The sequence below is a fragment of the Pseudovibrio sp. W74 genome, from assembly GCF_001623085.1.
Classification (GTDB): Bacteria; Pseudomonadota; Alphaproteobacteria; order Rhizobiales; family Stappiaceae; genus Pseudovibrio.
The window spans coordinates 68,150-90,549 of the sequence record NZ_LMCJ01000060.1 but is presented as its reverse complement, the minus strand read 5'-3'; the positions used below and the strand labels follow the sequence as shown (position 1 = coordinate 90,549).

The following is a 22,400-nucleotide window of genomic DNA, read 5'->3' as shown; positions in this document are numbered from 1 at the left end:
CTCCCGCAGTTCTTTGTTAGTGAGGGAATGGCCAAATGATGAGCTTTTCACGAATAAGCGCCCAGAACCGCGCAAGACCGTGAGGCTCGACAATCAAGAACATGATAATGAGAGAACCAACCACCATAACGTTGACGTGTTCCATGGTGGCAGAACCGATACTCAGGCCAAGCATTTCTGGCAGAAGGTTCAACACAACCGGCAGAGCCACAATCAGGATCGCTCCGAGGAAGTTCCCCATCACACTGCCAAGGCCACCAATGATCGCGATAAAGACGATCTGGAAACTCATTGGAATGTCAAAGAGGTTTGGCTCTGCAGCACCTTTCCAGAAGAACACCATCAGCGCGCCGGCAATACCCACGATATAGGAGCTGACAGCAAAGGCAGATAGCTTTGCACGCATCAGGTTGATGCCCACCAGTTCCGCAGCAATATCCATGTCGCGAACAGCCTTCCACGTACGGCCATATCGGCCACGTGTCAGGTTGATCATCGCAAAGGTCACAACGGATACGATGCCAAGAACAAAGTAGTACTGAACCATAGGCGATGCATTCGGACCTGTCACAACAAGACCGAAGATGTCCATGGTGCGCACTTCAATCGCGCCGGATGCATTGTAGTTGTAAAGCCACGCCCACTTCTCAAAGAGCCACACCAGAAAGAACTGCGAAGCAAGCGTCGCAATCGCAAGGTAGAAACCTTTAATGCGCAGCGACGGCAAACCAAACGCAACCCCAACCGCAGCTGAGAAGAACCCGGAAAGGAACAACGCAACAATGATGTTCATTTCCGGGAAGATCGTAGTGATCTTGTAGCAAGCATAAGCGCCAACGCCCATAAAACCCGCAGTACCCAGCGAAAGCTGCCCGGCATAACCGGTCAGAATGTTCAGGCCAAGCGAGGCCAGAGAATAAATCAGCACAGGCACAAGCAGAGCCTTGTAGGTGAACTCCGATGCGAACATCGGAAAGATCACATACATAGCGGCAAGGATCACAACCAGCAGGACCATATCCTGTTTGATTGGGAAGAGCGCCTGATCACTTTCATAGGTCGTTTTGAACTGACCAGAAGTTCTGTAAAACACGTCAGGCCTCCCTTACACGCGCTCGATGATTTTCTCACCGAACAGCCCTTGCGGACGGAACAGCAGAACAATCAAAGCAAAGATGAAGGCGAACCAGGTTTCGGTGTTGCCACCAAACAGAGGCTGACCCCAGTAGATTTCGAAGACTTTTTCAAGAAGGCCGATGGCAATGCCGCCGATAATCGCGCCGGAGACTGATTCCAGACCACCAAGCATCAGCACTGGCAAGGCCTTGTACGCAATCACTTCCAGAGCAAACGACACACCTGCACGAGCACCCCAGACGACACCAGTGGCAAGAGCAATTACGCCTGCAATAAACCAGACCAGAACCCAGATGGTACTGAGGGAGATACCAACAGACAACGCTGCTGTATGGTCATCACCCAGCGCACGGATCGCACGGCCCATCGCGGATTTGTTCAGGAACACCAGCAGGCTGATTACCAACACGATCGCCATAACAACCGCGAACACGTCTTTCTCTTCCAGAAGCAGGAAGCCGCCGAACGGTTCAAATTCAATAGCACCGGTTGGAATACCAAGCGCTTCGGTGATCATTACCTTGTTCTCACCACCGAACACGAACTCACCAAAACCGATGAGGAACATGGTGATACCGATGGTTGCCATGAACAGAATGATGTCTGGCTGCCCGACAAGCGGACGAAGCACAACACGCTCAACGCTCATTGCCAACGCATACATGATGCCAAGAGTAAGCGGCATCGCGATTGCAGCAGCAACAAACTCGTTGCCAACAAAAGGAACCAGGAAGGTATGCAGGCCAACCAAAGACAGCGCAGCAAACACAACCATAATGCCTTGCGCAAAGTTAAAGATGCGCGAGGATTTAAAGATGAGAACGAAACCAAGTGCAATCAGCGCATAAAGAACCCCAGAGACGAGACCTTCCCACAACACCTGTAGAAAGAAGTCCGGCATTCCGTACATCTGAACAAATGGATCAATTAGTACGTTATAAAGTGTTTCCATGGGGGTGCTCCCTAGTGTGACACGCCCAGATAGGCATCAATAACTTCTGGGTTGCTCTGCACTTCTTCTGGCACGCCATCAGCGATCTTGCGGCCATAGTCCAAAACAACGACACGGTCGGAAAGGTCCATCACAACACCCATGTCATGCTCAATCAGAGCAATCGTAGTGCCGAGCTGATCATTCACATCCAGAATGAAGCGGCTCATGTCCTCTTTCTCTTCCAAGTTCATCCCTGCCATCGGCTCATCGAGCAGCAGCAGTTCTGGCTCCATCGCCAACGCACGAGCAAGCTCAACACGCTTCTGCAAGCCGTAAGGAAGCGTTCCCACTGGTGTGCGGCGAATATGCTGGATTTCGAGAAAGTCGATGATTTCCTCGACCTTCTTACGGTGCTCAATCTCTTCCCTCTGAGCAGGCCCCCAATAGAGCATCTGCCAGAATAAGTTCTGCTTCATCCGCGTTGCACGTCCAGCCATGATGTTATCCAGCGTGGACATACCCTTAAACAACGCAACGTTCTGGAAAGTTCGAGCGATACCCTGACTAACCGCAAGATGCGGTTTCATGGACCTGCGCTTTTCGCCATTGAAGGTGATCACACCTTCCTGAGGCTGATAGAAACCATTGATCACGTTGAGCATGGACGTCTTGCCAGCACCATTGGGACCAATGATCGCTCGAATTTCACCCTTCTTGATGTTGAAGGAGATATTCGTGATTGCCTTAACGCCGCCAAAGGAGAGAGAAACGTTCTCAAGATCCAGCAGAACCTCGCGCTCCTCGGCCCTTTTCTTGACCTCTTCGAGCGTTGGATCCATTACAGTCATTCTGCCGCCTCCCCAATCGCGGACATTGCTTTAGTGCTATGGGTGTCCATGTCCCGGATCTCGACAGTGGCTTCAATCGTGCCTTGACGGCCATCTTCAAAGGTCACCTCGGTCACCACATGCTTGGAGGTCTCACCCGCATAAAATGCTTCAATCAGAGGCGCATATCGGTCGGCAACGAAGTTACGACGGACTTTCTGAGTACGTGTCAGCTCGCCATCATCCGGATCCAGCTCTTTATGCAAAACAAGGAAACGTTTGATCTGGGCACCAGCCATCATTGGTTCTTCAAAAAGATCCTTGTTCACCTGATCCACATGGCTTTGGATTGTCTTATAAACGTCAGGATGTGCGGCCAGTTCCTGATAGGAAGCATATGCAATGTTGTTCCGCTCAGCCCAGTTACCAACCGCAACAAGGTCAATATTCACAAAGGCACAAACGTAGTCGCGCTCGTTTCCGAAGGTCACAGCTTCTTTGATGTTCGGGAAGAACTTCAGCTTGTTCTCAATGTACTTCGGCGCAAACATGGAGCCATCAGTCAGCTTGCCTACGTCCTTCGCACGGTCGATGATCTTCAGGTGCCCATTCTCAAGGAACATGCCAGCATCACCAGTGTGAACCCAGCCATCCTCAGTCTTGGTATCCTTCGTTGCCTCATCGTTCTTGTAGTATCCAAGGAACGCACCCGGCGAGCGATACATAACCTCACCACTCTCCGCGATTTTAACCTCAACGTCCGGCATAGGAACGCCAACCGTATCAGCATAAATCTGGCCATCAGGCTGAGAGGTAATGAACACGGAAGATTCCGTCTGCCCGTAAAGCTGCTTCAGGTTCAGGCCGATTGAACGGTAGAACTTGAAGATCTCAGGGCCAATAGCTTCACCCGCAGTGTAAGCCACACGAACACGGGAAAAACCCATCTCGTTCTTCAGCGGCCCATACACGCAGAACTCACCGACAGCGTACTTCATGCGCTCAAACAGAGAGACTTTCTCTCCGTTCAAAATGCGCTCACCAACCTGGTTCGCATAATTAAGGAAGTAGTCAAACAGCTTCTTCTTCATCTGGCCCGCATCTTCCATGCGAACTGTGATGTGCGTCAGCATACCCTCAAACACCCGCGGCGGTGCAAACATGTAAGTTGGGGCAATTTCCTTGCGGTCAATCGAAACTGTTTCCGGACCTTCAGGACAGTTCACGCAGTACCCGGCTGTAAGACACTGTGCGTAGGAGAACACATGGTCACCAACCCATGCCATCGGCAGGTACGCGACTGTGTCTGCATTCTCATCCAGGTTATCAAACTTGTTCGCATTCTGAACAGCAACAACCAGGTTATTGAAGGTCAGCATCACCCCTTTCGGACGACCAGTCGTACCGGAGGTGTAAAGGATCACAGCAACGTCTTCACTCTTGCCAGCATTAACGGCATCAAACCAGTCATCCGCGAGCTTCTCATCATTGTCGAGCAGGGTCTGCCCGGCTTCCTGAACGCTCAGGTAACGATGAAGGCTTGTGTGGTCGTAATCACGAAGGCCTTTAGGGTCTTCGTAAATGATGTGCTCGAGCAGCGGTAGCTTCTCGGACATCTCAAGCAGCTTATCAACCTGCTCCTGATCTTCAACAACCGCAAAGCGCACTTCTGCGTGGCCAAGCACGTAGCCGATCTCTTCTGCCACTGAGTCAGAATAGACTGGGATCGGAATACCACCCAGCGCCTGCACGGCGGCAAAAACCCAATAAAGATGCGGACGGTTTGCACCAATCACCGCAACCTTGTCGCCCTCTTTGCACCCAAGGCTCTTGAGCCCAAGAGAAAGCTTGTGCACTTCTCCAAGGACCTCACGCCAGGTCCAGCTCTGCCAGATCCCGAGGTCCTTTTCGCGATACGCGGGACGATCCCCCCATTCCCGCGCATTCCGAATAAGCAACTGCGGAAATGTGTCCATACCCGCTGACGGAGGCACCTGCATCTTTGAATCACCTCTCACCAAAGGTCATCTTGTGCCTTTGGTCTGCCTGTTTACTCTGAGGAAATACGAAAGACTAATAGCCCCGCCTCGCAAGTCCTCCACCTGCGAGTTCCTCCCTGGACTTATTCTTAGCAAGATACGAAAGCTTTTTTAATGGGTTTTATTCATTGCGCATTGCAACCTTGAGCACTTGTGCAATGCAAAACTGTGATATTTCAACGAGTTACATTCAAAAAACTCTATACTAAGGTATACATGCATTATATTTGTCACGCATAAGCGAAATACTACAGGTAAATCAATGCCCAATACTTTTGAATAGGTTTCAATTCCTTTTTGTAGATCATTGGACTAAGTCAAAAAAGAATCACTACTTTGGGCTATGGGCACTGCAACAAAAAAGGGGCGCGAATACTCGCGCCCCTTACATATACTAAGCGATTAATACTTTTAGCCGTAGATCACTTTTGGCAACCATGTTGCCATTTCCGGCAGGTACCACAGGATGATCAGCATCAGAACCTGAATGAGAACAAACGGGATGATACCGAAGTAAATGTCTGAGGTTTTCACTGACGGTGGTGCCACACCCCGCAGGTAGAACAACGCAAAGCCGAACGGAGGCGTCAGGAACGATGTCTGCAAGTTTACAGCCATCATCACACCCAGCCATGCAGGGCTCATCGGTTCACCATTAGGCATCTCAAGCTGCAGCAGAATTGGTGCAACAAGCGGAACAACCACGAACACGATTTCCAGGAAGTCCAGGAAGAAGCCCAGCACGAACATTACAGCCATAACCGCAATGATCGCACCCAGCGCACCACCCGGCAGACCGGTCAGCGCTTCCTTCACCAGTTCCTCACCACCCAGATCACGGAAGATCAGAGAGAAGAACGTTGCACCGATCAGGATCACAAACACCATACAGGTGATCTGCGTGGTCGACTGCATCACTGGCATAAGCACTTTCTTCGCCATCACGCGGTAAAGCGAAACGAGCAACCCATAAGCAAGCACTGCGCAGGCAAAACCAGCAACCCAGATACCAATCATATCACCGGTTGGGATCTCGTTACGTGCAACACGCAGATCCATGAAGGATGTCAGAACCAACATCACAACAAGAGACAGCACAGCCAGATACACCGGCCAAGGCTTGTCTTCTTCCATGCGGTATCCAGCAAGCAACAACGCACCAACTGCACCCACAGCAGCAGCTTCAGTTGGTGTCGCAATACCTACGAGAATTGAACCAAGCACCGCGATAATAAGCGCAATTGGCGGCACAAGAGCATGAAGAACCTGACTGAGGGTTGGCCCCGCAGACCCGTCATCACGCATTGGAGGCGCTTTGTGCGGCTGTGTGAACGCAACAAACAGCTGATACACAATGTAAAGGCCAACCAGTGCAAGACCTGGAATAAGCGCCCCTGCAAACAAATCCCCTACAGAGAATGGATCTGGTGCAAAGTTACCCATCTCACGCTGAGCGATCTGGTATCCGTTGGAAAGCTGGTCAGCAAGAAACACAAGCACGATGGAAGGCGGAATAATCTGCCCCAGCGTACCCGAGGCCGCAATCGAACCGCAGGCAAGACGCGGGCTGTAACCGTTACGCAGCATGGTCGGCAGAGACAAGAGCCCCATGGTGACCACAGTGGCGCCAACAATACCGGTTGAGGCAGCAAGCAGAGCGCCCACAATCGTTACAGAAAGCCCCAGACCGCCCGGCATACGCCCAAACAACCGGCCCATGGTTTCCAGCAGCTCTTCCGCAACCTTGGAACGCTCCAGCATCACACCCATAAAGATGAAAAGCGGAACCGCAATCAGGGTTTCGTTGGACATGGTGCCGAAAATTCGGCTCGGAATTGCGCCTAGCGTCACGCTGCCGCCAAAGAACGACGCGATCAGAGCGAAAATCAGTGCGACACCAGCAAGAGTAAATGCAACAGGGAAGCCCGCCAACAAACAAATACAGGCAACCGCAAACATCAAAATATCAAGAGTATGAAGAAGTCCATCCATCTCCGATTACTCCTGGATCTGACGAAATGAGTCGAGTGCCTTCTTGTCACCGCGAAGGGCAAGAACACTTCGAAGAATAATGGCGACACCCTGTAAGGAAACCAGAACGGCAAAGGCAATAATCGCACTCTTCAGAAGATACCGTCCTTGAATACCGGATGCCTCCTGAGACCCTTCCCAGATTGCCCAGGAACTGAGCACATAGCCCCAGGACCAGTAAATAATCACCGCACACATCGGAAGAAGGAAGAACACCGAACCGAGCAGATCAACCATCGCTTTGATACGTGGGCGAGCATCCCGGTAAAAGATATCGACCCGCACGTGCCCATCTACGCTTAGCGTATAAGCAGCAGCCGACATAAACAGGAAACCGTGCATGTAGGTGATGGATTCTTGCATCCAGATGGAACCGATACCGAAAACGTATCTCATCACCACCACTGTAAATTGGACAAGCACAATGCCCAAAGTCAGCCAGGCGCAGCTCTTGCCGATGCCACGATTGACTGAGGTAATCAGGTTCATTAGGGCGCGCATGCCCGCCTCTTCGTCTTGGTCTAAACCAAGCCTCTAGGATTATTATTGGGCCCCAAAGGCCAAGATAGAGCTCTTGAAAGAAAAGCTCCCCGCAAGGATTGCGGAGAGCGTGTGCAGCAATAAGTAAAATTAGCCCAGGATACGATCGCGAGCTGTCAGGTAGTTACGCTCAGCAAGGCTGGACCATGCAGAGGTTTCCTTACGAGATTTAACGTAGCTTTCGTAGATGCGCTTGGAGATGTCATCTGTCTCAGCCACTTCAGCAACAACTTCCTCAGCTTTACGACCGATTGCATCGAACACGTCATCAGAGAAGTCACGAACCTGAACGTTGTGCTTGGTCAGGAGAGTTTCCAGAGCAGCACCGTTGTTGTGGTTGTACTCAGCGAACATGTAGTTGTTCTCTGCCATACATGCAGAACGGATCAACTCCTGCTGACCAGGTGTGAAGCTTTCCCAAACACCCTTGTTCATGCCGAAGGACAGACCTGCACCTGGCTCATGGAAGCCTTTGGTGTAGTAGTACTTAGCAACTTTATAGAAACCAAACGCCATGTCGTTCCATGCGCCAACCCACTCAGTTGCGTCGATCGCGCCGGACTGCATTGCAGGGAAGATTTCAGAACCAGGAAGCGCAACAGCTGATGCACCAAGACGGCGAAGAACTTCACCACCCAGACCAGGCATACGCATTTTCAGGCCTTTGAGGTCTTCAAGAGATTTGATCTCTTTGTTGAACCAGCCACCTGCCTGCAGACCGGTGTTACCAGCCAGGAAGGATTTAACGTTGAACTGACCAGCAAGCTCATCCCAAAGCTGTTGACCGCCACCGAAATGCATCCATGCTTCCAGCTCAGCAGCTGTCATGCCCATTGGAACGGCAGTGAAGAAGCCAAATGCTTTGTGCTTGCCGAGCCAGTAGTAGTCAGCAGCGTGGTACATGTCAGCTGTACCATTGGAAACAGCGTCGAAGCTCTCAAATGCAGGAACAAGTTCACCGGCAGCAAACAGCTTTACAGTCAGCTGACCTTCACTGGCAGCAGTGATACGGTCAGCGATGCGCTGTGCGCCAGTACCGAGACCCGGGAAGTTCTTAGGCCAGGTGGTGACCATTTTCAGTTCGCGCTTACCAGCTGCGAGTGCTGGAGCTGCAAGAGTAGCTGCGCCAGCGGTTGCACCTGCCAAACCAGCATTTTTCAGAAAACTACGGCGGTCCATAAAAACTCCTCCCAAGAGCTTCTTAAATCAAATCTCTTTATGCCTCCGCAGAATTGAACCTCTTCCATTGAGATCTCTGCGACAACATGACCAACTTCTTATAACCCTAAAACTACGTGAAAATACAAGGAAATCTGCACCCTATTGGACAAATTAATTATTCTTGGATCAACTGAGCGTACCTCATCTATGCGTTTTCAACCGAAACCAGCCGCAACGTAACTATCGAAACATTTTTAGGAATCTCCGCCCTTGAGGGCTAACAATCAACCTCCAAAATCGGAATTCATAGCCTTTTATTTCAATGTTAATAAGTCAGCCTACATGACCTAACTGGCTTGAGCATTGCTCCATTAATTTTCTGGGTGAATTAGGCCACGCAGGTGGTAGATGCTTTAAAATACAATAATTTAGAGGAAACTAATCTACAGTTTCAGTTGAAACTGAGCAGAGGTGCACAGACACGATGCCACCCGATAAATCCGAGACCCTAGACCTCAATCAGGTCGGCATTGCAAAGCGAAGACAGCTTACATTTAAAGATGCGTTCCGATGCACAAACAACTATCCACACGAAGGTGTGGTTTTCTACAGGTTCGCGCATTAACGATAGCGCGAATTTCTTCGAAAACGCCCATACGAAATTGCTTGAAAGCAAATTTCTCAGGCATTTCGAGAGCGATTCTTCCAAAAATTGCCGTAATCTAGAACAGAACTGCCGTTGCGCCACCATTCAGCCCAGCAATCAGCATCAACGTTCCCATCAGCAAAATAGTCAGAGCGCCAACCACCTCAAAACCGCGCAGAATAACTGTACCAGCCTGACTGTCGGCACCCCAGATCCGCAAGGCAACCTCACGCGAGAGCACTGCGAGACTCGCCAGAATAGAAACGGTAATACCTGTCCCCAATGCCATCACGAGCGTGGAGGCCACACCAGCCCAAATCATGCCCTGAGAAAACGCGAACGCAAGCACGATCAAAGCACCCGTACACGGGCGAAGCCCTACAGCCAGAATAATCGACCAGATGCTTGTAAGTGTCATAGCCGAGTTCTGAACCATCTTCGGATCAGGTGCATGCGCATGCCCGCAACTAGAGCAAACCTCTCCATGGCCTGCATGGTCATGGTCGTGAGTATGTGCGTGATCGTCGCCACGGGAATGCCCGCAGCTCGAAGCAGGTTTCTTACCAAACCATGGCTTCAGAACACGTTGCCAAACAAGATAGAGACCGAGCAGGAAGACCAGCACATAAGAGCCAAGCTCAAACCAACGTGCAGTCGCATTGATCGCCGTACTGGTCAGACGTAACAGAACCCCTGCTCCACCAACCAACACAATCGCCGTCATCGCCTGCGCGAAAGCAGAGGCAAAGGACAACGCTATCCCTTTCTTCAAGGTCTGCTCATCCGCGATCACGTAAGAAGAAATCACCGCCTTACCATGCCCCGGCCCTGCGGCATGAAACACGCCATAGGCAAAGCTGATCAGCATCAGAAGCCACCCGGCAGAAGGATTGTTGCGGAAATTCCTTAATGCGCTTGTCAGCTTAAGATAAAACTCATTCTGCAGCCGGGTAATCGTCGCCATACCCTGCTGAAAGATATTCATTTCCGGGCCGCGCAGGTTAGCATAAGCAGCGCCCACATTCTCACGCTCAGAAACCGAAGACAACGCCATTGCATCACCACCTTGCGCAAGCGCTGCCACAGCGTCTTCTGCAGTAGCAGAAGCGCTCTCAAGCGAGTTAGGTGTGATCTCGGAGATAAACTTGGTATTACCTGTAGTAGCCGCAGCTGCCACAGCGCCATCGCAAGACACAATCACCTGATTGACAAGCGCAGAGGTGTAACTCTGCAGATTTTCAGGAACATTACGCTGATCAGCGCCAATGGTTGCCAACTGTGCAGCAATTTGCCCGTCCAACTCAGGCGGATGGACGAGTTCAACGGAGCATTTACCGGGAGCATTGCTCAGTGTAACGGCCATATCTGCCTTGGGCCACTTGAAATCGATGTAGTAGGTTGGGTCATAAACGTCGAGTGTGATTGGCTTATCAGCTTTGATCTTCTCTTTAAGCGGCAAGGAAAAGCTCAGTTCTACCAGTGACACAGGACTCGTGTCTGGCTTACTGCGCCCAGCAGCAATCTCTTCTGCAATTGCCTGCTTGTCCTCTGCACTGATCAGCCAATAATCATCAAAAGCCACTTTGATCATCTTCATGGAAGGTTCAAGTGGCTGAGAAAAGTCTATCTCTGTTTGACTGTCATCCCCAAAAGTGAAGTAACCATACTCTCTAAGACCCTGAATATTGATCTCTGCAAGCTCAGCCAGCTCATCCTTCTCGAAAAATCCATTCTGATTAAGGTCCAGCCCCTGCACGGCATAGGCCGTATACAGATCATCAAACAACCATTTGTGCCGAATGTGAGTCAGATACCCGTCATCATCAAATACCAGCTCAGCCCGAGCCTGCACGAACATATGCGGATGCGCTGCAACCTGTTGAGAAGGCAACAGAAATACCAACAGCATGCAAAATGCGGCCAAAAACCGTAGGAGCTTATGAGACATGGCGCCTTAATAATATGTGAGAACCCGATACAACAAGTGTAATAAAATAACGGCAAATTCAAGACCCGTTTATTGAAGGACCTGAGATACGTTTTTCCCGTAATTTAGAACCATTCGGATAATTCTTCCGAATTTGATGCTCATCACCTACGAAATAAACCGGATATTGCTTTAAGAATAAACCAATATCCCTGCAACGTTTCTTGTTCAATTTCGTTTGGGAGGGCTGAATGAACGTGCCATTGCATAATAAAATAACGATCGATACCTACATGACTCCATTGGATCATCCAGAATTCGCTGGCCACGAGCAAATCGTATTTGCAACAGACAACGAAACGGGCTTGAAAGCAATCATCGCGGTTCACAATACTAACCGCGGTCCCGGTCTCGGTGGATGTCGCATGTGGAACTATGCAAGCGCGAATGAAGCTCTGACTGATGTACTCCGTCTCTCGAAAGGCATGACCTATAAGAATGCGCTGGCTGACCTTGCTTTGGGAGGAGGAAAGTCAGTCATCATAGCCAACCCGCGCACGGATAAGACCCCCGAACTTCTCAGAGCGTTTGGCAGGCACATCAATCGTCTGTCCGGCAGCTACATCACCGCAGAAGATGTAGGCATCAGCTCAGACGACATGGAAATCATTGGCAGCGAAACTCAATTCGCCCGTGGGACTGATGCCACTGGTTTTGGCGATCCTTCGCCGTACACCGCACTGGGAACCTTCGTCGGCATCAAGGCTGCTGCTAAGCACAAGTTCGGTTCAGAAGATCTCTCAGGCCTGACTGTATCACTCAAAGGTCTGGGGCATGTGGGATATGATGTAGCCCGTCAGCTGCATGAAGCAGGCGCTAACCTGATTGTCTCCGACATCTATGATCCGGCAGTAACACGCGCCATTGAAGAGCTCGGCGCATCCAGCGTATCTCCAGACGACGCACATCTCGTCAAAGCGGATATCTTTGCCCCATGTGCGCTTGGCGGTGGCCTGAATGCTGCAACTATCCCCGAGCTGAAAGTAGCTGTGGTCGCAGGAGCTGCAAACAATCAGCTGGAAACACAGGAAGACGGCACAGCTCTCATGAAGCGCGGCATCCTGTACGCTCCAGATTACGCCATCAACGCAGGCGGTGTAATCTCTGTCGCTTTGGGCGAGCCTGGTGCATCAGACTCAATCGTGCGTCAGAAGACCCTCGCGATTGGTGGCACGCTTGCTCAAATCTTCGATCGCGCCGATGCAGAAAAACGCCCAACCAACATCATCGCAGATGAGTTGGCTGAAGAGCGCTTCCAGCATCACCATAATCCAGCTTAAAGCGGAGGGCTGATCTAGCCCTCTTTGGGCAATGGTCCATCAAGCATTTTGGGGCAGTCACCATGCTGCTCCAATTGCTTGTGCCAGTTGACCATGTAATCAACAAAAGCACGCACCTTCGCAGACAGATGCCTGCGATGCGGATAGACCGCGTACATCGCAGGCCCCGGTACTTCGTAGTCTTCTAATGCTGGTATCAGCGTACCTGCCATCAACTCTTCCAGCACATAAAAGATCGGCAAACGCACAACGCCAAGGCCTGCCAGCGCCGCCGCAACCGCAGTCTTTGCACTGTTCACATGCATCGGCCCTTTAACGGGAACAGAAAACCGCTCTCCATTTGCCAGAAACATCCAGTTGGTCTTGTGCTTGTAGTTGGTATCGATGATGCACGGCATATTCGCCAGATCACTTGCCTTCTCAGGCATGCCATGCGCTTCCCAATACGCAGGAGAAGCACAAACCACGACACGAACGTCACGGATCTTCCGCGCAATCAGGCTGGAATCCTCAAGCTCGGCCACACGAATGGCAACATCATACCCTTCCTCGACAATATCGACGAAGCGATCTTCCATGTCGATATCCAGCTCAACACGCGGATGTTCCTGCAAAAACGAAGCAAGCACTCTGCCCAGCGTCGCCTCAGAAAAGGAACGCGGTGCACTCAACCGTAACCGGCCACGCACCTCCCGATGGTCTTGCTGTACCGCATCTTTCAGGTCATCAAACCGCTGTAACAGCTCACCAGCTTCGCGGAAGTAGGCTTCACCAACCTGGGTCAGAGAAATCTGGCGGGTCGTCCTGTTCAGCAGGCGCACGCCCAGTTCATCTTCCAGCTCGCTCACATACTTGGAAATAAGCGCCTTGGAGCGTCCCATATCCCGTGCTGCAGCCGAAAACCCGCCGCTTTCTACCACCTGCAAAAAACATCTAATTCGTGTGATGGAATCCATCGATCAAACCTCATAGGTGGTCGCAGTCAACGAGCATCAGCCTGTTGTCTTTGTAGACGCTTCCGGCGACGTCTCACACGTCCTGCAATGCCAACCATCCGCAAAAGAAACAAACCCGCCGCAAACCCAAGTCCAGCCAGCACTCCATCTTCAATGGTCACAGGCACAGCAGGCTCAAAGTCTTCCCAGGTTGCCTTGGAAAGCTTAGTGTCCGGCTCTTTCATGAAGATCCAGACGCGCTCAAACACAGCAGCGGTTTCCATCGCCAATTGCTGTTCTTTCAAAGCCTCAAGGCGATCCAATGACCGCTCAACGCTCTTCCCGCGCAACTGCACAAACTCATCCGCGCTCTGTGCCATATGCGTTAATGCAGCAGAAGCGCTTCGGTGGGTAGCAGTCGCATCCGCAACAAAATCGGCTTTCACTTCCTCCAGCGCATCAATAGCGCCGCCCATACGCTGACGGTATTGCTGGGCGAACTCAGGAAGCTGAGAGGTCACAGTGCCGCTTACAAGCGCAACGCCAAGCGTCAATACCCTTGCAAACATCATCGCGGACCTCCCCTCTAAGTTAATCTACCAGAGTGATCACTCCAGCAGCACCTTCTTCCGTACCAAAGGCGAGCCGATTCCCCTTCTTATCCCAGGCAAAGGCAGAAACAGGACCAGCACCCGGACGGCGCAACAGCACTTCAGCATTATCGTGGAACCGAACGGCCATCACCATGCCATCCTGATAGCCAATCGCCACCATCTCTTCGCTCGGATGACAGCAAACGCTCGTAACCATGCTGTCACCGCGCACGCCAAGCTCCAACGGCGCCTGCCCCATAGGACCACTCTTGCCCATAAACGGCCAGAGGATCGCAGCCTGAGCGCCAGAGGTCGCTAGATACTTGCCCTTGGCAGACCAACTCACGGACTTCACCTTGCCCGGATAACCGGTCATACGCATGTCTTGACTGTCAGCCAAACGCCATCCGTGCAGAGCGTTCTCCTGCATAGTGGTCACAAGGTACTTTCCTTCAGGAGAATACGTGACCAGACTATGCGCACCTTTCCAGCTCAGTTCCTGAGGATCACCAGCGGCATTCACCCAAAACAACGTCACACCATCATAGCGGGATGCAGCAAGGCGCATCCCTTTAGGCGCAAATGCTAAACCAGCAAAGGCACGCGGCAGCTGAAATTCTTTGATCTCACCGCTCTTCAGACGAACCCAGGCCGTACGACCAGATGCATAGGCCACACTGTCCTGTGGGCCAGCTGCAATAATGTCGATCCATTTTCGCGGCTGCTCAGCAAGCTCTTCAACACTTCCATCAGCGCTAACTTTACAAATCCTGCCATCACCACCACCGGTGATCAGAGACTTGCCATCTAAAGAAGGCGTTGCACAAAGCAGGCCGTTTTTGTGAACCGGTGTCTGTGTTTCCGGCCCACCAGCAAAAAAGACAGAACCTTCACCACTGGCAAAGGCAGCTACATCACCCAGAAATGTCGCAGAAACAACAAATCCATCGGTATCAAGAGGAGCAGTTACAGGCACCAGAAATTACTCCGCAACACAAGCTTCAAACGCAGTTTTCAGTGCAGCACCATCCAGCTCACGGCCGATGAAGACAATGCGGCTTTCACGCTTTTCATCATCTTGCCAGTCGCGCTGATGGTTGCCCTCTACGATCATATGAATGCCTTGCACCACATAGCGCTGTGGATCATCCTTGAACGACAGGATACCCTTCATGCGCAAAATGTTCGGCCCTTGAATCTGCGTAATCTGATTGATCCAGTCAAAGAAGACTTTCGGGTCCAGATCACCAACCGTGAAGGAATAGGACTTCACAGAATGCGTGCCCTCATGGTCGTGATCACAATCTGGGCCGCACTCATGGTCAGGGTGGTCATGATCATGTTTGTGATCGTGCCCATGGTGGTGGTGATCATGGTCGTGATCACAATCCGGGCCGCACTCATGATCGTGCGCGTGCTCAGCCTTTTTCAAAAACTCCGGATCAAGATCAAGAATACGATCCAACTCAAAGGCCCCACGATCCAGAACATCAGAAATCGCGATCTGACAACGCTCTGTGTGGTGGATCTTCGCATACGGGTTGATCTTACGGATCGCTACTTCAACACCAGCCAGTTCCTCTGCTGAAACAAGATCGGTCTTGTTCAGCAAAATCACGTCAGAAAACGCAATCTGATCTTCTGCTTCCTTAGTGTCTTTCAAACGCTGCTGGACATGGCGGGCATCAACAACAGCAACAACAGCGTCCAGCTTAGCCGCTTCGCGCACGTCATCATCCATGAAGAACGTCTGTGCAACAGGAGCCGGATCAGCAACACCCGTGGTCTCCACGATGATCGCATCAAACGCACCCTTGCGTTTCATCAGGTTCTCAACGGTGCGGATCAAATCACCACGAACTGTACAGCAGATACAGCCGTTGTTCATTTCATAAACTTCCTCGTCAGACTCAACGAGAAGGTCATTGTCGATACCAATTTCGCCGAACTCATTGACGATCACAGCATAGCGCGTGCCATGGTTTTCGCTCAAAATACGGTTCAACAAGGTGGTTTTACCTGCGCCCAGATATCCGGTCAGCACGGTAACAGGAATACGGCTATCAGCAGCCTCGGACATTTACGTCTCCTTGGATGGGTGTGCGCTCGCACTCAGCTGGCACTTAGAGCGAATTCATGCAAATGAGCGCAGCTATGCGATAATCTCTTGCCCTCAATATAGACAGTTGCTCTGCCAGCAAAAGACCCTAGCTGCGGATTAGCTGTTATCGCACCTTCTGTCCCCCAGGAATTGGCAGCACCATCTAGCCCACGTCACAATCCAAGCTTGCGCCAAAGCTCCAGAACAAGCAGAAAACCAATGCAAAAGATGATGAAGAACACCGCAAAGCTAATGGCAACCGGCATACTGCTGTTCAGCAAGGGAGAGAAGAAAAACATATAAATCAAAATCATCATCGCCATTGTCACAACAATGCGCGCCGGGCTTCTCGTCACAAACTGAAAAGCACCCAAAGACCTGATCTTCTCAGGCACACGAAGACCACTCATAAAAATCTCCAATCAATATATAAGGTGATCCTAGGCTCGTTATTTGACAGAAGCAAGAAGCCGGCACCGATGGCTTAAACAGGAACACCCAACCTCCAGCGCTCAACCCACTCAACTAATTTCCGTTTGCATTCAATCGCTTCCATCCCCTACCATCCAGCCGATCGTTTTGGGGAACTGGGAGGCCAACCATCATGCTGAAAACCATAGAGGCGTTTGATCGCATCGGGGATGAAAACGCATTCGCCGTTTTGGCACGGGCTACTGAGCTCGCTCAGCAGGGCCGCGATATCATCAATCTCGGCATCGGTCAGCCAGACTTCAAAACACCAGAACACATCGTGGAAGCAGCCGTCAAAGCGTTACGCGATGGCCACCACGGTTACACCGGCGCTACGGGTATTCTCCCACTCAGAGAAACCATCGCAGCAAGCCTACATGCAGAAACAGGCGCAAATGTCTCCCCTGACGCTGTCATGGTCGTTCCCGGCGGCAAGGTCACCATGTTTATGGCAATCCTGATGTTTGGTGAGCCCGGCAAGGAAATCCTCTACCCAGATCCCGGTTTCCCGATCTATCGCTCCATGATTGAGTTCACCGGAGCAACCCCAATCCCGGTGCCAATCCGTGAAGAAAACGACTTTGCTTTCTCAGCCGAAGAAACCCTGAACCTCATTAATAAGCGCACAGCTCTGCTCATCCTCAACTCCCCGGCCAACCCAACAGGCGGCGTGACACCGCGCTCTGAGATAGAGAAGCTGGTGAAGGGATTGGAAAACCATCCAAACCTGCCAGTCCTATCTGACGAGATTTACTCCCGCATGACCTATGACGGGCTTAAGCACACATCCTTGATGGAATTCGAGCAGCTCAAAGACCAACTCATCCTGCTCAATGGCTGGTCCAAAACTTGGGCTATGACAGGCTGGCGCATGGGCTATTCCGTCTGGCCAGCTTCTCTCATTGATAAAGCACGCAAGCTTGCCGTGAACTGCTGGTCGTGCGTCAACACACCCAGTCAATACGCAGGCATTGCCGCCATCGAAGGCCCACAGGATGCAGTAGATCAGATGATGCTGGCTTTTGACCGACGACGTGAGCTCGTGGTGGAGGGACTGAACGCCCTGCCCGGCATCTCCTGCAACACACCCAAAGGCGCCTTCTACGCCTTCCCGAATATCAAAGAAACAAAATGGCAAGCCAAACCCTTAGCTTCAGCACTCTTGGAGGAAGCCGGTGTTGCGCTCATCGGCGGACCTGATTTTGGTGTCTTGGGAGAAGGATATCTGCGTTTTTCCTACGCCAACTCAGAGGAGAACATCAGCCGTGCATTGAGCCGTGTGGGTGATTTCCTAAGCACCCACACCAAATAGGAAAACTCTAACGCTGCGCTGTCACCACAATGGCCTTTTCGATCAAGTCGGAAAGGTCTGGGGCATTGCTGTCCTGATGCACAGGCTGCATGATGAGGAACAGAGAGGAAGGCCCAACCGAGGTCAACCCATCAAGCTCATCAATATCAAACTGGAGCACGACTTTCCCGTCTGCATCCATCAGCGACAAGCCATCATCATAGCTCCACTGCCACGCTGTAGCTTTGGAGATAGGCGCATAAAGCCCCTGACAATTCTTGGTCTCAAACGAGTTGCCATATCCACTCGCAGCAGGCTCAGAACCAAGCTGCGCAGAGCAGGTTTTAGACGACAACACATCAGAAATTGACCAGTGACCAGAAATTACACTGGCTTGACCGGATAGGACGCCAAAGCTAGCTAACGCCAGGGTTGCGCCGGCAGCTACTACTGTTTTTCTCAAAATCCCATGCATACGAACAGCCTCCAGGATCTGTTTTATGTACAGATTCTGGGCGCAATCAGTTAACTCAAGGTTAACAGGAAATTAAGTGAGAGATAATAGATCTAAAAACATAACTTATTCATGGATTTAACTCAAAAACAAATACACGCATTACTTGTTGAGTACAGATACAATCTAAAATAAATCTAATTACATACTAGTTATTATTTACATGAAGTGCAAAACGCACTCGTTTTAGGTGATTTGCATTTCGCATCAAAAGACAACCAAGCAAGACAAGCCAACCAAAACTCAAAGGCCACCGCGAGGAGCACTCAAAAATGAGCAGTCCTCTCAACCTAGCGAAGCGAGTCGATTTAGAGAGTTAGCCAACGAGAAGAACCATACACGTCATGGCGAGTGTAAAAAAACCAAACATCTTCAAGTCTTTATGATCTTCGATACTTCCACGAGAACTGACCATGACGAAACTCCAAACGCAATACAAGATGCCGCTTAGATAAGCGCGGCATAGTAAACATAGAGTTTCAATGAGGCAGTTTCACGATCACCAAACTGCCTTTTGGTTTCAAATGGCAGTTACTCAGGGTTCGCGCACAGCCCGTCCACTGACACCAGCCGCTCACCCGGAGGAGGCGCACTCTCACGAATTCGCAGCTTAGGCTCGATTAACGTCAGTTCATTACTGAGCTTTTCGCCATTCATCTGCGAAAGCATGAGTTCTGCAGCATTCACACCAATGGTTCCGGCCCCATTGTCCACAGTGGTCAGGGCTGGTGTTCTATTTTCCGTACCCTCGGTGTCATCGTAACCAACAATTGCCAGGCCCGGCCCCGGCTCAACACCAAGTCGGCGAACAGCACTCATCACGCCCAGTGCCACAAGGTCGTTGAAACACACCACAGCCGTTGGTCGAGGATCCGTCTGCACAATCTGCTTGGCAATGGATCGGCCATCATCCTGCGTCATCAACTCAGGAATATCCAGCTGCTCATCCGCATTGATCCCCGCATCCTCAAGCGCTGAGCGCCAGCCGCGGTTCCGGTCGCGTCCGGCAGAACTGCCACGCCGGCCACCAACCATCGCGATCTGGGTATGCCCTTGCTCAATCAGATGTTTTGTAATCCGGTAGGACCCAAGAAAATCGTCACCACGAACACAAGGCGCATCCGCCCCGGCCACATCGCGGCAAACCAGCGTGACTGGCACTCCTTGCCGCACAATGGAGTTGATGTCCTTGTCAGTCGTGCCAACCGAAGCGCACAAAATAAGCCCATCAACCCGATGCTGCAGCAGCGTATCGGTGAAATGTTTCTGCCGCTCGACAATATCGCGGTGATTACAAATCAGAATGGTCTTGTTGTGCAGCGCCAGAGTTTCTTCCAGCCCACGAAACACCTCGGCAAAATAGGGATTGAGAATATCGTGAACCGCCACCCCAATCATATTGGATTGAGATGTCCGCAAAGATGCAGCTGACCGATTATAGATATAGCCCACTTCCTCAGCATAGGCTTTCACCCGTGCTTTCGTGGCTTTAGCGATCAAAGGGGAATCTCTCAAAGCCAAAGAAACCGTAGCCGTCGAAACGCCCAGTTTCTCAGCAAGATCGCCTAATCTCAATGGTTTACCTGTGCCGCTCAATGCCGATGTCCTCGCATATCCAGCCGGATCCAGTTTGTATTCTTAAGCACTTATGCACAGCAACATTAGCAAATAGCAATACTCCACACTGCCAACAAAGAGAATTCATTATGAATTCTCAAGTTTTAGCCACTTGCCAAACTCATCAAACATGCTGATATTTTTTAGCTAAATACATAAGCAAATAGCAGGTTTCGAGAAAATGTATTCAGACTTCAAATTATTGGCCCAGTACAACACCTGGATGAATGCACGGCTTTACGAATGCGCGGAGCAGCTGAGCGATGCGCAACTCAAAGAAAACCGCGGTGCATTCTTCAAATCAGTCTTCGCGACCTTCAATCATATCGTGGTGGGAGATCTGGCCTGGCTGCGCCGTTTCGCAAAGCATTCCCAAACATATGAGAGCCTGCAGCAACTTGATCAGTTTCCAGTGCCAACCGCACTCACATCCATTCCATACGACAGCTGGTCAGACCTGAAGGCTGCGCGGAAAAAGCTGGACGCGATCATTGAAGAATTTGCAGGGGACATCACCGCCACCCAAGCGGAGAACGCTCTCACCTATGCCAACATGAAAGGCATACCCGCAACGAAAAACTTTGGGGACTTGGTGCTGCATTTCTTCAACCACCAAACCCACCACAGAGGGCAGATAACAACTCTGCTCACCCAGTTTGGACTGGAAACACCAGATACAGACCTGCTGTTTCTCTGCCAGGACGCTTAAATCAATAAAAAATCATTGGCCTGTGTTTAACGCAGGCCTTGCGCCTTCAGCTTAATCAGCAGCTTCCAGCTCTACCTTCTTCGCAGCCTGTTCTTGCGCAGTTTTATCTTCGTTTTCCAGCTCATCTTCCAAATCCGGATCATCTTCAAAGCTGGCAGACAGGTTTTTTTCAACCTGACGCAACAAGCGACGAAGCTTCTTGCGGTCTTTGTCATCCATACCTGCAAGCGCTTCTTTCTCAAGACGCTTCCATGCACGATCTACCAGTAAGATCCGGTCACGGCCTTCCTCACTCAGGAACACGCGGGCAAGCCTGCCGTCTGTTTCCGAGATCCGGCGGAACACAAGCCCTTGAGCTGTCAGGCGTGTCACCATTTTTGTCACGGTTGGCGGCTGAACCCCAAGGGCCAGAGCCAACTGGCTCATGGTCTTGCCATCAGTCTCGCTCAAAACTTTCAGAACAGCTTCCTGCCCCGGATGCAATCCGATGCGCGATAAGTGTGCCCCAGAACGCGCCCGCTGCGCCTTCGCTGCCTGCGCAAGACGAAATGTCGTGCTTTTTTTAAAATTAAAACCCATGGTCTGGCTAATCTCGCTGCTGTCCCGATCAACGTAAAACGCCCGAAAAAAGGCGCCGTACAGCAGTGATAGCCGCCGAATATATAAGTCAGATGACAGTTCGGCGATTATTTAGTGACCTAATGAGATTTCTTAGGTGTTTAAGCTCTTTGGTTCTACTCAGTGGGATTTTTGAGGTTGCGCGGATACTTTTACCCGATGTCCCATCGCTCGCTCCAACGCATCCACCGCTTCACGGCAATACGACGCGTACTGTGATTCCGTACGGTAGTTCAGCGAGCGTGGGTAAGAAGCATCCAGCGCCATATCATGGGTAATACGCCCTGGCCCCGCCGCCATCACAACGATGCGGGAAGACAGAAACACACTCTCATAAACAGAGTGCGTCACAAACAGGATCGTCCAGTCATGGGCAGACTTCAGCTCAAGCAAATCATCATTGAGCTTGTTGCGGGTAATCTCATCCAGAGCCGCAAACGGCTCATCCATCAGCAACAGCTTCGGTTTGGTCACCAACGCTCGTGCAATGGAAACCCGCATCTTCATGCCGCCAGAAAGCTCAGAGGGCATATGCGTCGCAAAATTGGAAAGCCCAACCATCTCCAGCGCGTCTTCAACGCGATCCTTCGCATCACGCTTGGAAACACCCTTCACCTTCAACGGCCAATAGACATTCTCAAAGGTATTCGCCCAAGGCAGCAAGGTCGGTTCCTGAAAAACAAACCCAACCTCACCCTGTCCAGACCGGATAATCTCGCCCGAGCTAGGCTCCTCCAACCCAGAAATGAGCCGCAGAATAGTAGACTTCCCACACCCTGACGGCCCAAGAATACTCAAAAACTCCCCCGCCCTCACATCCAGATCAAACCTATCAATAGCGGTCGTGCCATTGTCGAAGGTCTTGGTGATGTCCTTTAAGGACAGGAAGGGGGAGTTTTTCATTTTCATTGAGACCTAAGAAAGTTTATTTCTCTTAGTCGACCTATCATAAGATTGATCTCACGCCCA

General features: G+C 51.1%; 20 protein-coding genes. 3 read left to right on the top strand and 17 right to left on the bottom strand.

Translation table 11 applies throughout. The features are described from left to right. Positions 1 to 16: 16 nt before the first annotated feature. From PsW74_RS25565 to PsW74_RS25530, 8 genes are all read right to left on the bottom strand, one after another. Positions 17 to 1,093, bottom strand: a complete 1,077-nt coding sequence (locus PsW74_RS25565) for a branched-chain amino acid ABC transporter permease (RefSeq protein ID WP_063290290.1) — start codon at positions 1,091 to 1,093, stop codon at positions 17 to 19. Positions 1,094 to 1,105: 12 nt separating this feature from the next. Then, on the bottom strand, positions 1,106 to 2,089 hold the full coding sequence (locus PsW74_RS25560) for a branched-chain amino acid ABC transporter permease (protein WP_057461839.1): 984 nt from the start codon (positions 2,087 to 2,089) through the stop codon (positions 1,106 to 1,108). 11 nt (positions 2,090 to 2,100) lie between these two features. Then, positions 2,101 to 2,910: an ABC transporter ATP-binding protein gene (locus tag PsW74_RS25555; RefSeq protein WP_057461916.1), complete on the bottom strand. Its 810-nt coding sequence runs from the start codon at positions 2,908 to 2,910 to the stop codon at positions 2,101 to 2,103. Between the two features lie 5 nt (positions 2,911 to 2,915). After that, on the bottom strand, positions 2,916 to 4,898 hold the full coding sequence (locus tag PsW74_RS25550; protein WP_082830710.1) for an AMP-binding protein: 1,983 nt from the start codon (positions 4,896 to 4,898) through the stop codon (positions 2,916 to 2,918). A 450-nt stretch (positions 4,899 to 5,348) separates the two neighbouring features. Further along, complete coding sequence (locus tag PsW74_RS25545; protein WP_063290291.1) at positions 5,349 to 6,929, bottom strand: TRAP transporter large permease subunit; 1,581 nt, start codon at positions 6,927 to 6,929, stop codon at positions 5,349 to 5,351. Positions 6,930 to 6,935: 6 nt separating this feature from the next. Then, on the bottom strand, positions 6,936 to 7,469 hold the full coding sequence (locus tag PsW74_RS25540) for a TRAP transporter small permease subunit (protein WP_057461842.1): 534 nt from the start codon (positions 7,467 to 7,469) through the stop codon (positions 6,936 to 6,938). Between the two features lie 129 nt (positions 7,470 to 7,598). Continuing rightward, positions 7,599 to 8,687 (bottom strand): TRAP transporter substrate-binding protein, encoded by a 1,089-nt coding sequence (locus tag PsW74_RS25535; RefSeq protein ID WP_063290292.1) that lies wholly within the window; start codon positions 8,685 to 8,687, stop codon positions 7,599 to 7,601. A gap of 704 nt (positions 8,688 to 9,391) precedes the next feature. Next, positions 9,392 to 11,224: a DUF1007 family protein gene (locus PsW74_RS25530; RefSeq protein ID WP_208988162.1), complete on the bottom strand. Its 1,833-nt coding sequence runs from the start codon at positions 11,222 to 11,224 to the stop codon at positions 9,392 to 9,394. A 269-nt stretch (positions 11,225 to 11,493) separates the two neighbouring features. Here PsW74_RS25530 and PsW74_RS25525 point away from each other — a divergent pair, with 269 nt between their 5' ends. Continuing rightward, complete coding sequence (locus PsW74_RS25525; protein ID WP_063290294.1) at positions 11,494 to 12,582, top strand: Glu/Leu/Phe/Val dehydrogenase dimerization domain-containing protein; 1,089 nt, start codon at positions 11,494 to 11,496, stop codon at positions 12,580 to 12,582. Positions 12,583 to 12,596: 14 nt separating this feature from the next. On the opposite strand, the gene PsW74_RS25520 is transcribed toward PsW74_RS25525, so the two are convergent. From PsW74_RS25520 to PsW74_RS25500, 5 genes are all read right to left on the bottom strand, one after another. Next, positions 12,597 to 13,538, bottom strand: a complete 942-nt coding sequence (locus PsW74_RS25520) for a LysR family transcriptional regulator (protein WP_063290295.1) — start codon at positions 13,536 to 13,538, stop codon at positions 12,597 to 12,599. A 26-nt stretch (positions 13,539 to 13,564) separates the two neighbouring features. Next, positions 13,565 to 14,089, bottom strand: coding sequence for a DUF2937 family protein (locus tag PsW74_RS25515; RefSeq protein WP_063290296.1), 525 nt, complete (start codon positions 14,087 to 14,089; stop codon positions 13,565 to 13,567). Positions 14,090 to 14,108: 19 nt separating this feature from the next. Then, positions 14,109 to 15,086: a WD40 repeat domain-containing protein gene (locus PsW74_RS25510; RefSeq protein ID WP_063290297.1), complete on the bottom strand. Its 978-nt coding sequence runs from the start codon at positions 15,084 to 15,086 to the stop codon at positions 14,109 to 14,111. A gap of 6 nt (positions 15,087 to 15,092) precedes the next feature. After that, a complete protein-coding gene (locus tag PsW74_RS25505) occupies positions 15,093 to 16,190 on the bottom strand; it encodes a GTP-binding protein (protein ID WP_063290298.1) in 1,098 nt (365 codons plus the stop codon). Positions 16,191 to 16,384: 194 nt separating this feature from the next. Beyond that, the gene (locus tag PsW74_RS25500; protein WP_063290299.1) at positions 16,385 to 16,621 is read right to left on the bottom strand and encodes a hypothetical protein; all 237 of its coding nucleotides are present in this window, start codon (positions 16,619 to 16,621) and stop codon (positions 16,385 to 16,387) included. 194 nt (positions 16,622 to 16,815) lie between these two features. Here PsW74_RS25500 and PsW74_RS25495 point away from each other — a divergent pair, with 194 nt between their 5' ends. Beyond that, entirely contained in the window at positions 16,816 to 17,994 is a 1,179-nt protein-coding gene (locus PsW74_RS25495; protein WP_057461852.1) for a pyridoxal phosphate-dependent aminotransferase, read from the top strand. Between the two features lie 7 nt (positions 17,995 to 18,001). Here PsW74_RS25495 and PsW74_RS25490 read toward each other — a convergent pair whose 3' ends face one another. Then, positions 18,002 to 18,448 (bottom strand): AprI/Inh family metalloprotease inhibitor, encoded by a 447-nt coding sequence (locus PsW74_RS25490; RefSeq protein WP_063290300.1) that lies wholly within the window; start codon positions 18,446 to 18,448, stop codon positions 18,002 to 18,004. Between the two features lie 570 nt (positions 18,449 to 19,018). Continuing rightward, positions 19,019 to 20,083 (bottom strand): LacI family DNA-binding transcriptional regulator, encoded by a 1,065-nt coding sequence (locus PsW74_RS25485; RefSeq protein ID WP_063290301.1) that lies wholly within the window; start codon positions 20,081 to 20,083, stop codon positions 19,019 to 19,021. A 202-nt stretch (positions 20,084 to 20,285) separates the two neighbouring features. Here PsW74_RS25485 and PsW74_RS25480 point away from each other — a divergent pair, with 202 nt between their 5' ends. Then, on the top strand, positions 20,286 to 20,813 hold the full coding sequence (locus PsW74_RS25480; RefSeq protein ID WP_063290302.1) for a DinB family protein: 528 nt from the start codon (positions 20,286 to 20,288) through the stop codon (positions 20,811 to 20,813). A 51-nt stretch (positions 20,814 to 20,864) separates the two neighbouring features. Here PsW74_RS25480 and PsW74_RS25475 read toward each other — a convergent pair whose 3' ends face one another. Both PsW74_RS25475 and PsW74_RS25470 read right to left on the bottom strand, forming a co-directional pair. Next, a complete protein-coding gene (locus PsW74_RS25475; protein ID WP_057461855.1) occupies positions 20,865 to 21,392 on the bottom strand; it encodes a MarR family transcriptional regulator in 528 nt (175 codons plus the stop codon). Positions 21,393 to 21,551: 159 nt separating this feature from the next. Next, on the bottom strand, positions 21,552 to 22,334 hold the full coding sequence (locus PsW74_RS25470; protein WP_153041766.1) for an ABC transporter ATP-binding protein: 783 nt from the start codon (positions 22,332 to 22,334) through the stop codon (positions 21,552 to 21,554). Between the last annotated feature and the right edge of the window lie 66 nt (positions 22,335 to 22,400).

Bases quoted from the DNA above. Each gene is read 5' to 3' on its own strand.
- PsW74_RS25545 (WP_063290291.1), bottom strand. From the start codon at position 6,929: ATGGATGGACTTCTTCATACTCTTGATATTTTGATGTTTGCGGTTGCC.
- PsW74_RS25470 (WP_153041766.1), bottom strand. From the start codon at position 22,334: ATGAAAAACTCCCCCTTCCTGTCCTTAAAGGACATCACCAAGACCTTC.
- PsW74_RS25515 (WP_063290296.1), bottom strand. From the start codon at position 14,089: ATGATGTTTGCAAGGGTATTGACGCTTGGCGTTGCGCTTGTAAGCGGC.
- PsW74_RS25530 (WP_208988162.1), bottom strand. From the start codon at position 11,224: ATGCTGTTGGTATTTCTGTTGCCTTCTCAACAGGTTGCAGCGCATCCG.
- PsW74_RS25500 (WP_063290299.1), bottom strand. From the start codon at position 16,621: ATGAGTGGTCTTCGTGTGCCTGAGAAGATCAGGTCTTTGGGTGCTTTT.
- PsW74_RS25520 (WP_063290295.1), bottom strand. From the start codon at position 13,538: ATGGATTCCATCACACGAATTAGATGTTTTTTGCAGGTGGTAGAAAGC.
- PsW74_RS25560 (WP_057461839.1), bottom strand. From the start codon at position 2,089: ATGGAAACACTTTATAACGTACTAATTGATCCATTTGTTCAGATGTAC.
- PsW74_RS25495 (WP_057461852.1), top strand. From the start codon at position 16,816: ATGCTGAAAACCATAGAGGCGTTTGATCGCATCGGGGATGAAAACGCA.
- PsW74_RS25480 (WP_063290302.1), top strand. From the start codon at position 20,286: ATGTATTCAGACTTCAAATTATTGGCCCAGTACAACACCTGGATGAAT.
- PsW74_RS25475 (WP_057461855.1), bottom strand. From the start codon at position 21,392: ATGGGTTTTAATTTTAAAAAAAGCACGACATTTCGTCTTGCGCAGGCA.
- PsW74_RS25535 (WP_063290292.1), bottom strand. From the start codon at position 8,687: ATGGACCGCCGTAGTTTTCTGAAAAATGCTGGTTTGGCAGGTGCAACC.
- PsW74_RS25550 (WP_082830710.1), bottom strand. From the start codon at position 4,898: ATGCAGGTGCCTCCGTCAGCGGGTATGGACACATTTCCGCAGTTGCTT.
- PsW74_RS25540 (WP_057461842.1), bottom strand. From the start codon at position 7,469: ATGCGCGCCCTAATGAACCTGATTACCTCAGTCAATCGTGGCATCGGC.
- PsW74_RS25505 (WP_063290298.1), bottom strand. From the start codon at position 16,190: ATGTCCGAGGCTGCTGATAGCCGTATTCCTGTTACCGTGCTGACCGGA.
- PsW74_RS25525 (WP_063290294.1), top strand. From the start codon at position 11,494: ATGAACGTGCCATTGCATAATAAAATAACGATCGATACCTACATGACT.
- PsW74_RS25490 (WP_063290300.1), bottom strand. From the start codon at position 18,448: ATGCATGGGATTTTGAGAAAAACAGTAGTAGCTGCCGGCGCAACCCTG.
- PsW74_RS25555 (WP_057461916.1), bottom strand. From the start codon at position 2,910: ATGGATCCAACGCTCGAAGAGGTCAAGAAAAGGGCCGAGGAGCGCGAG.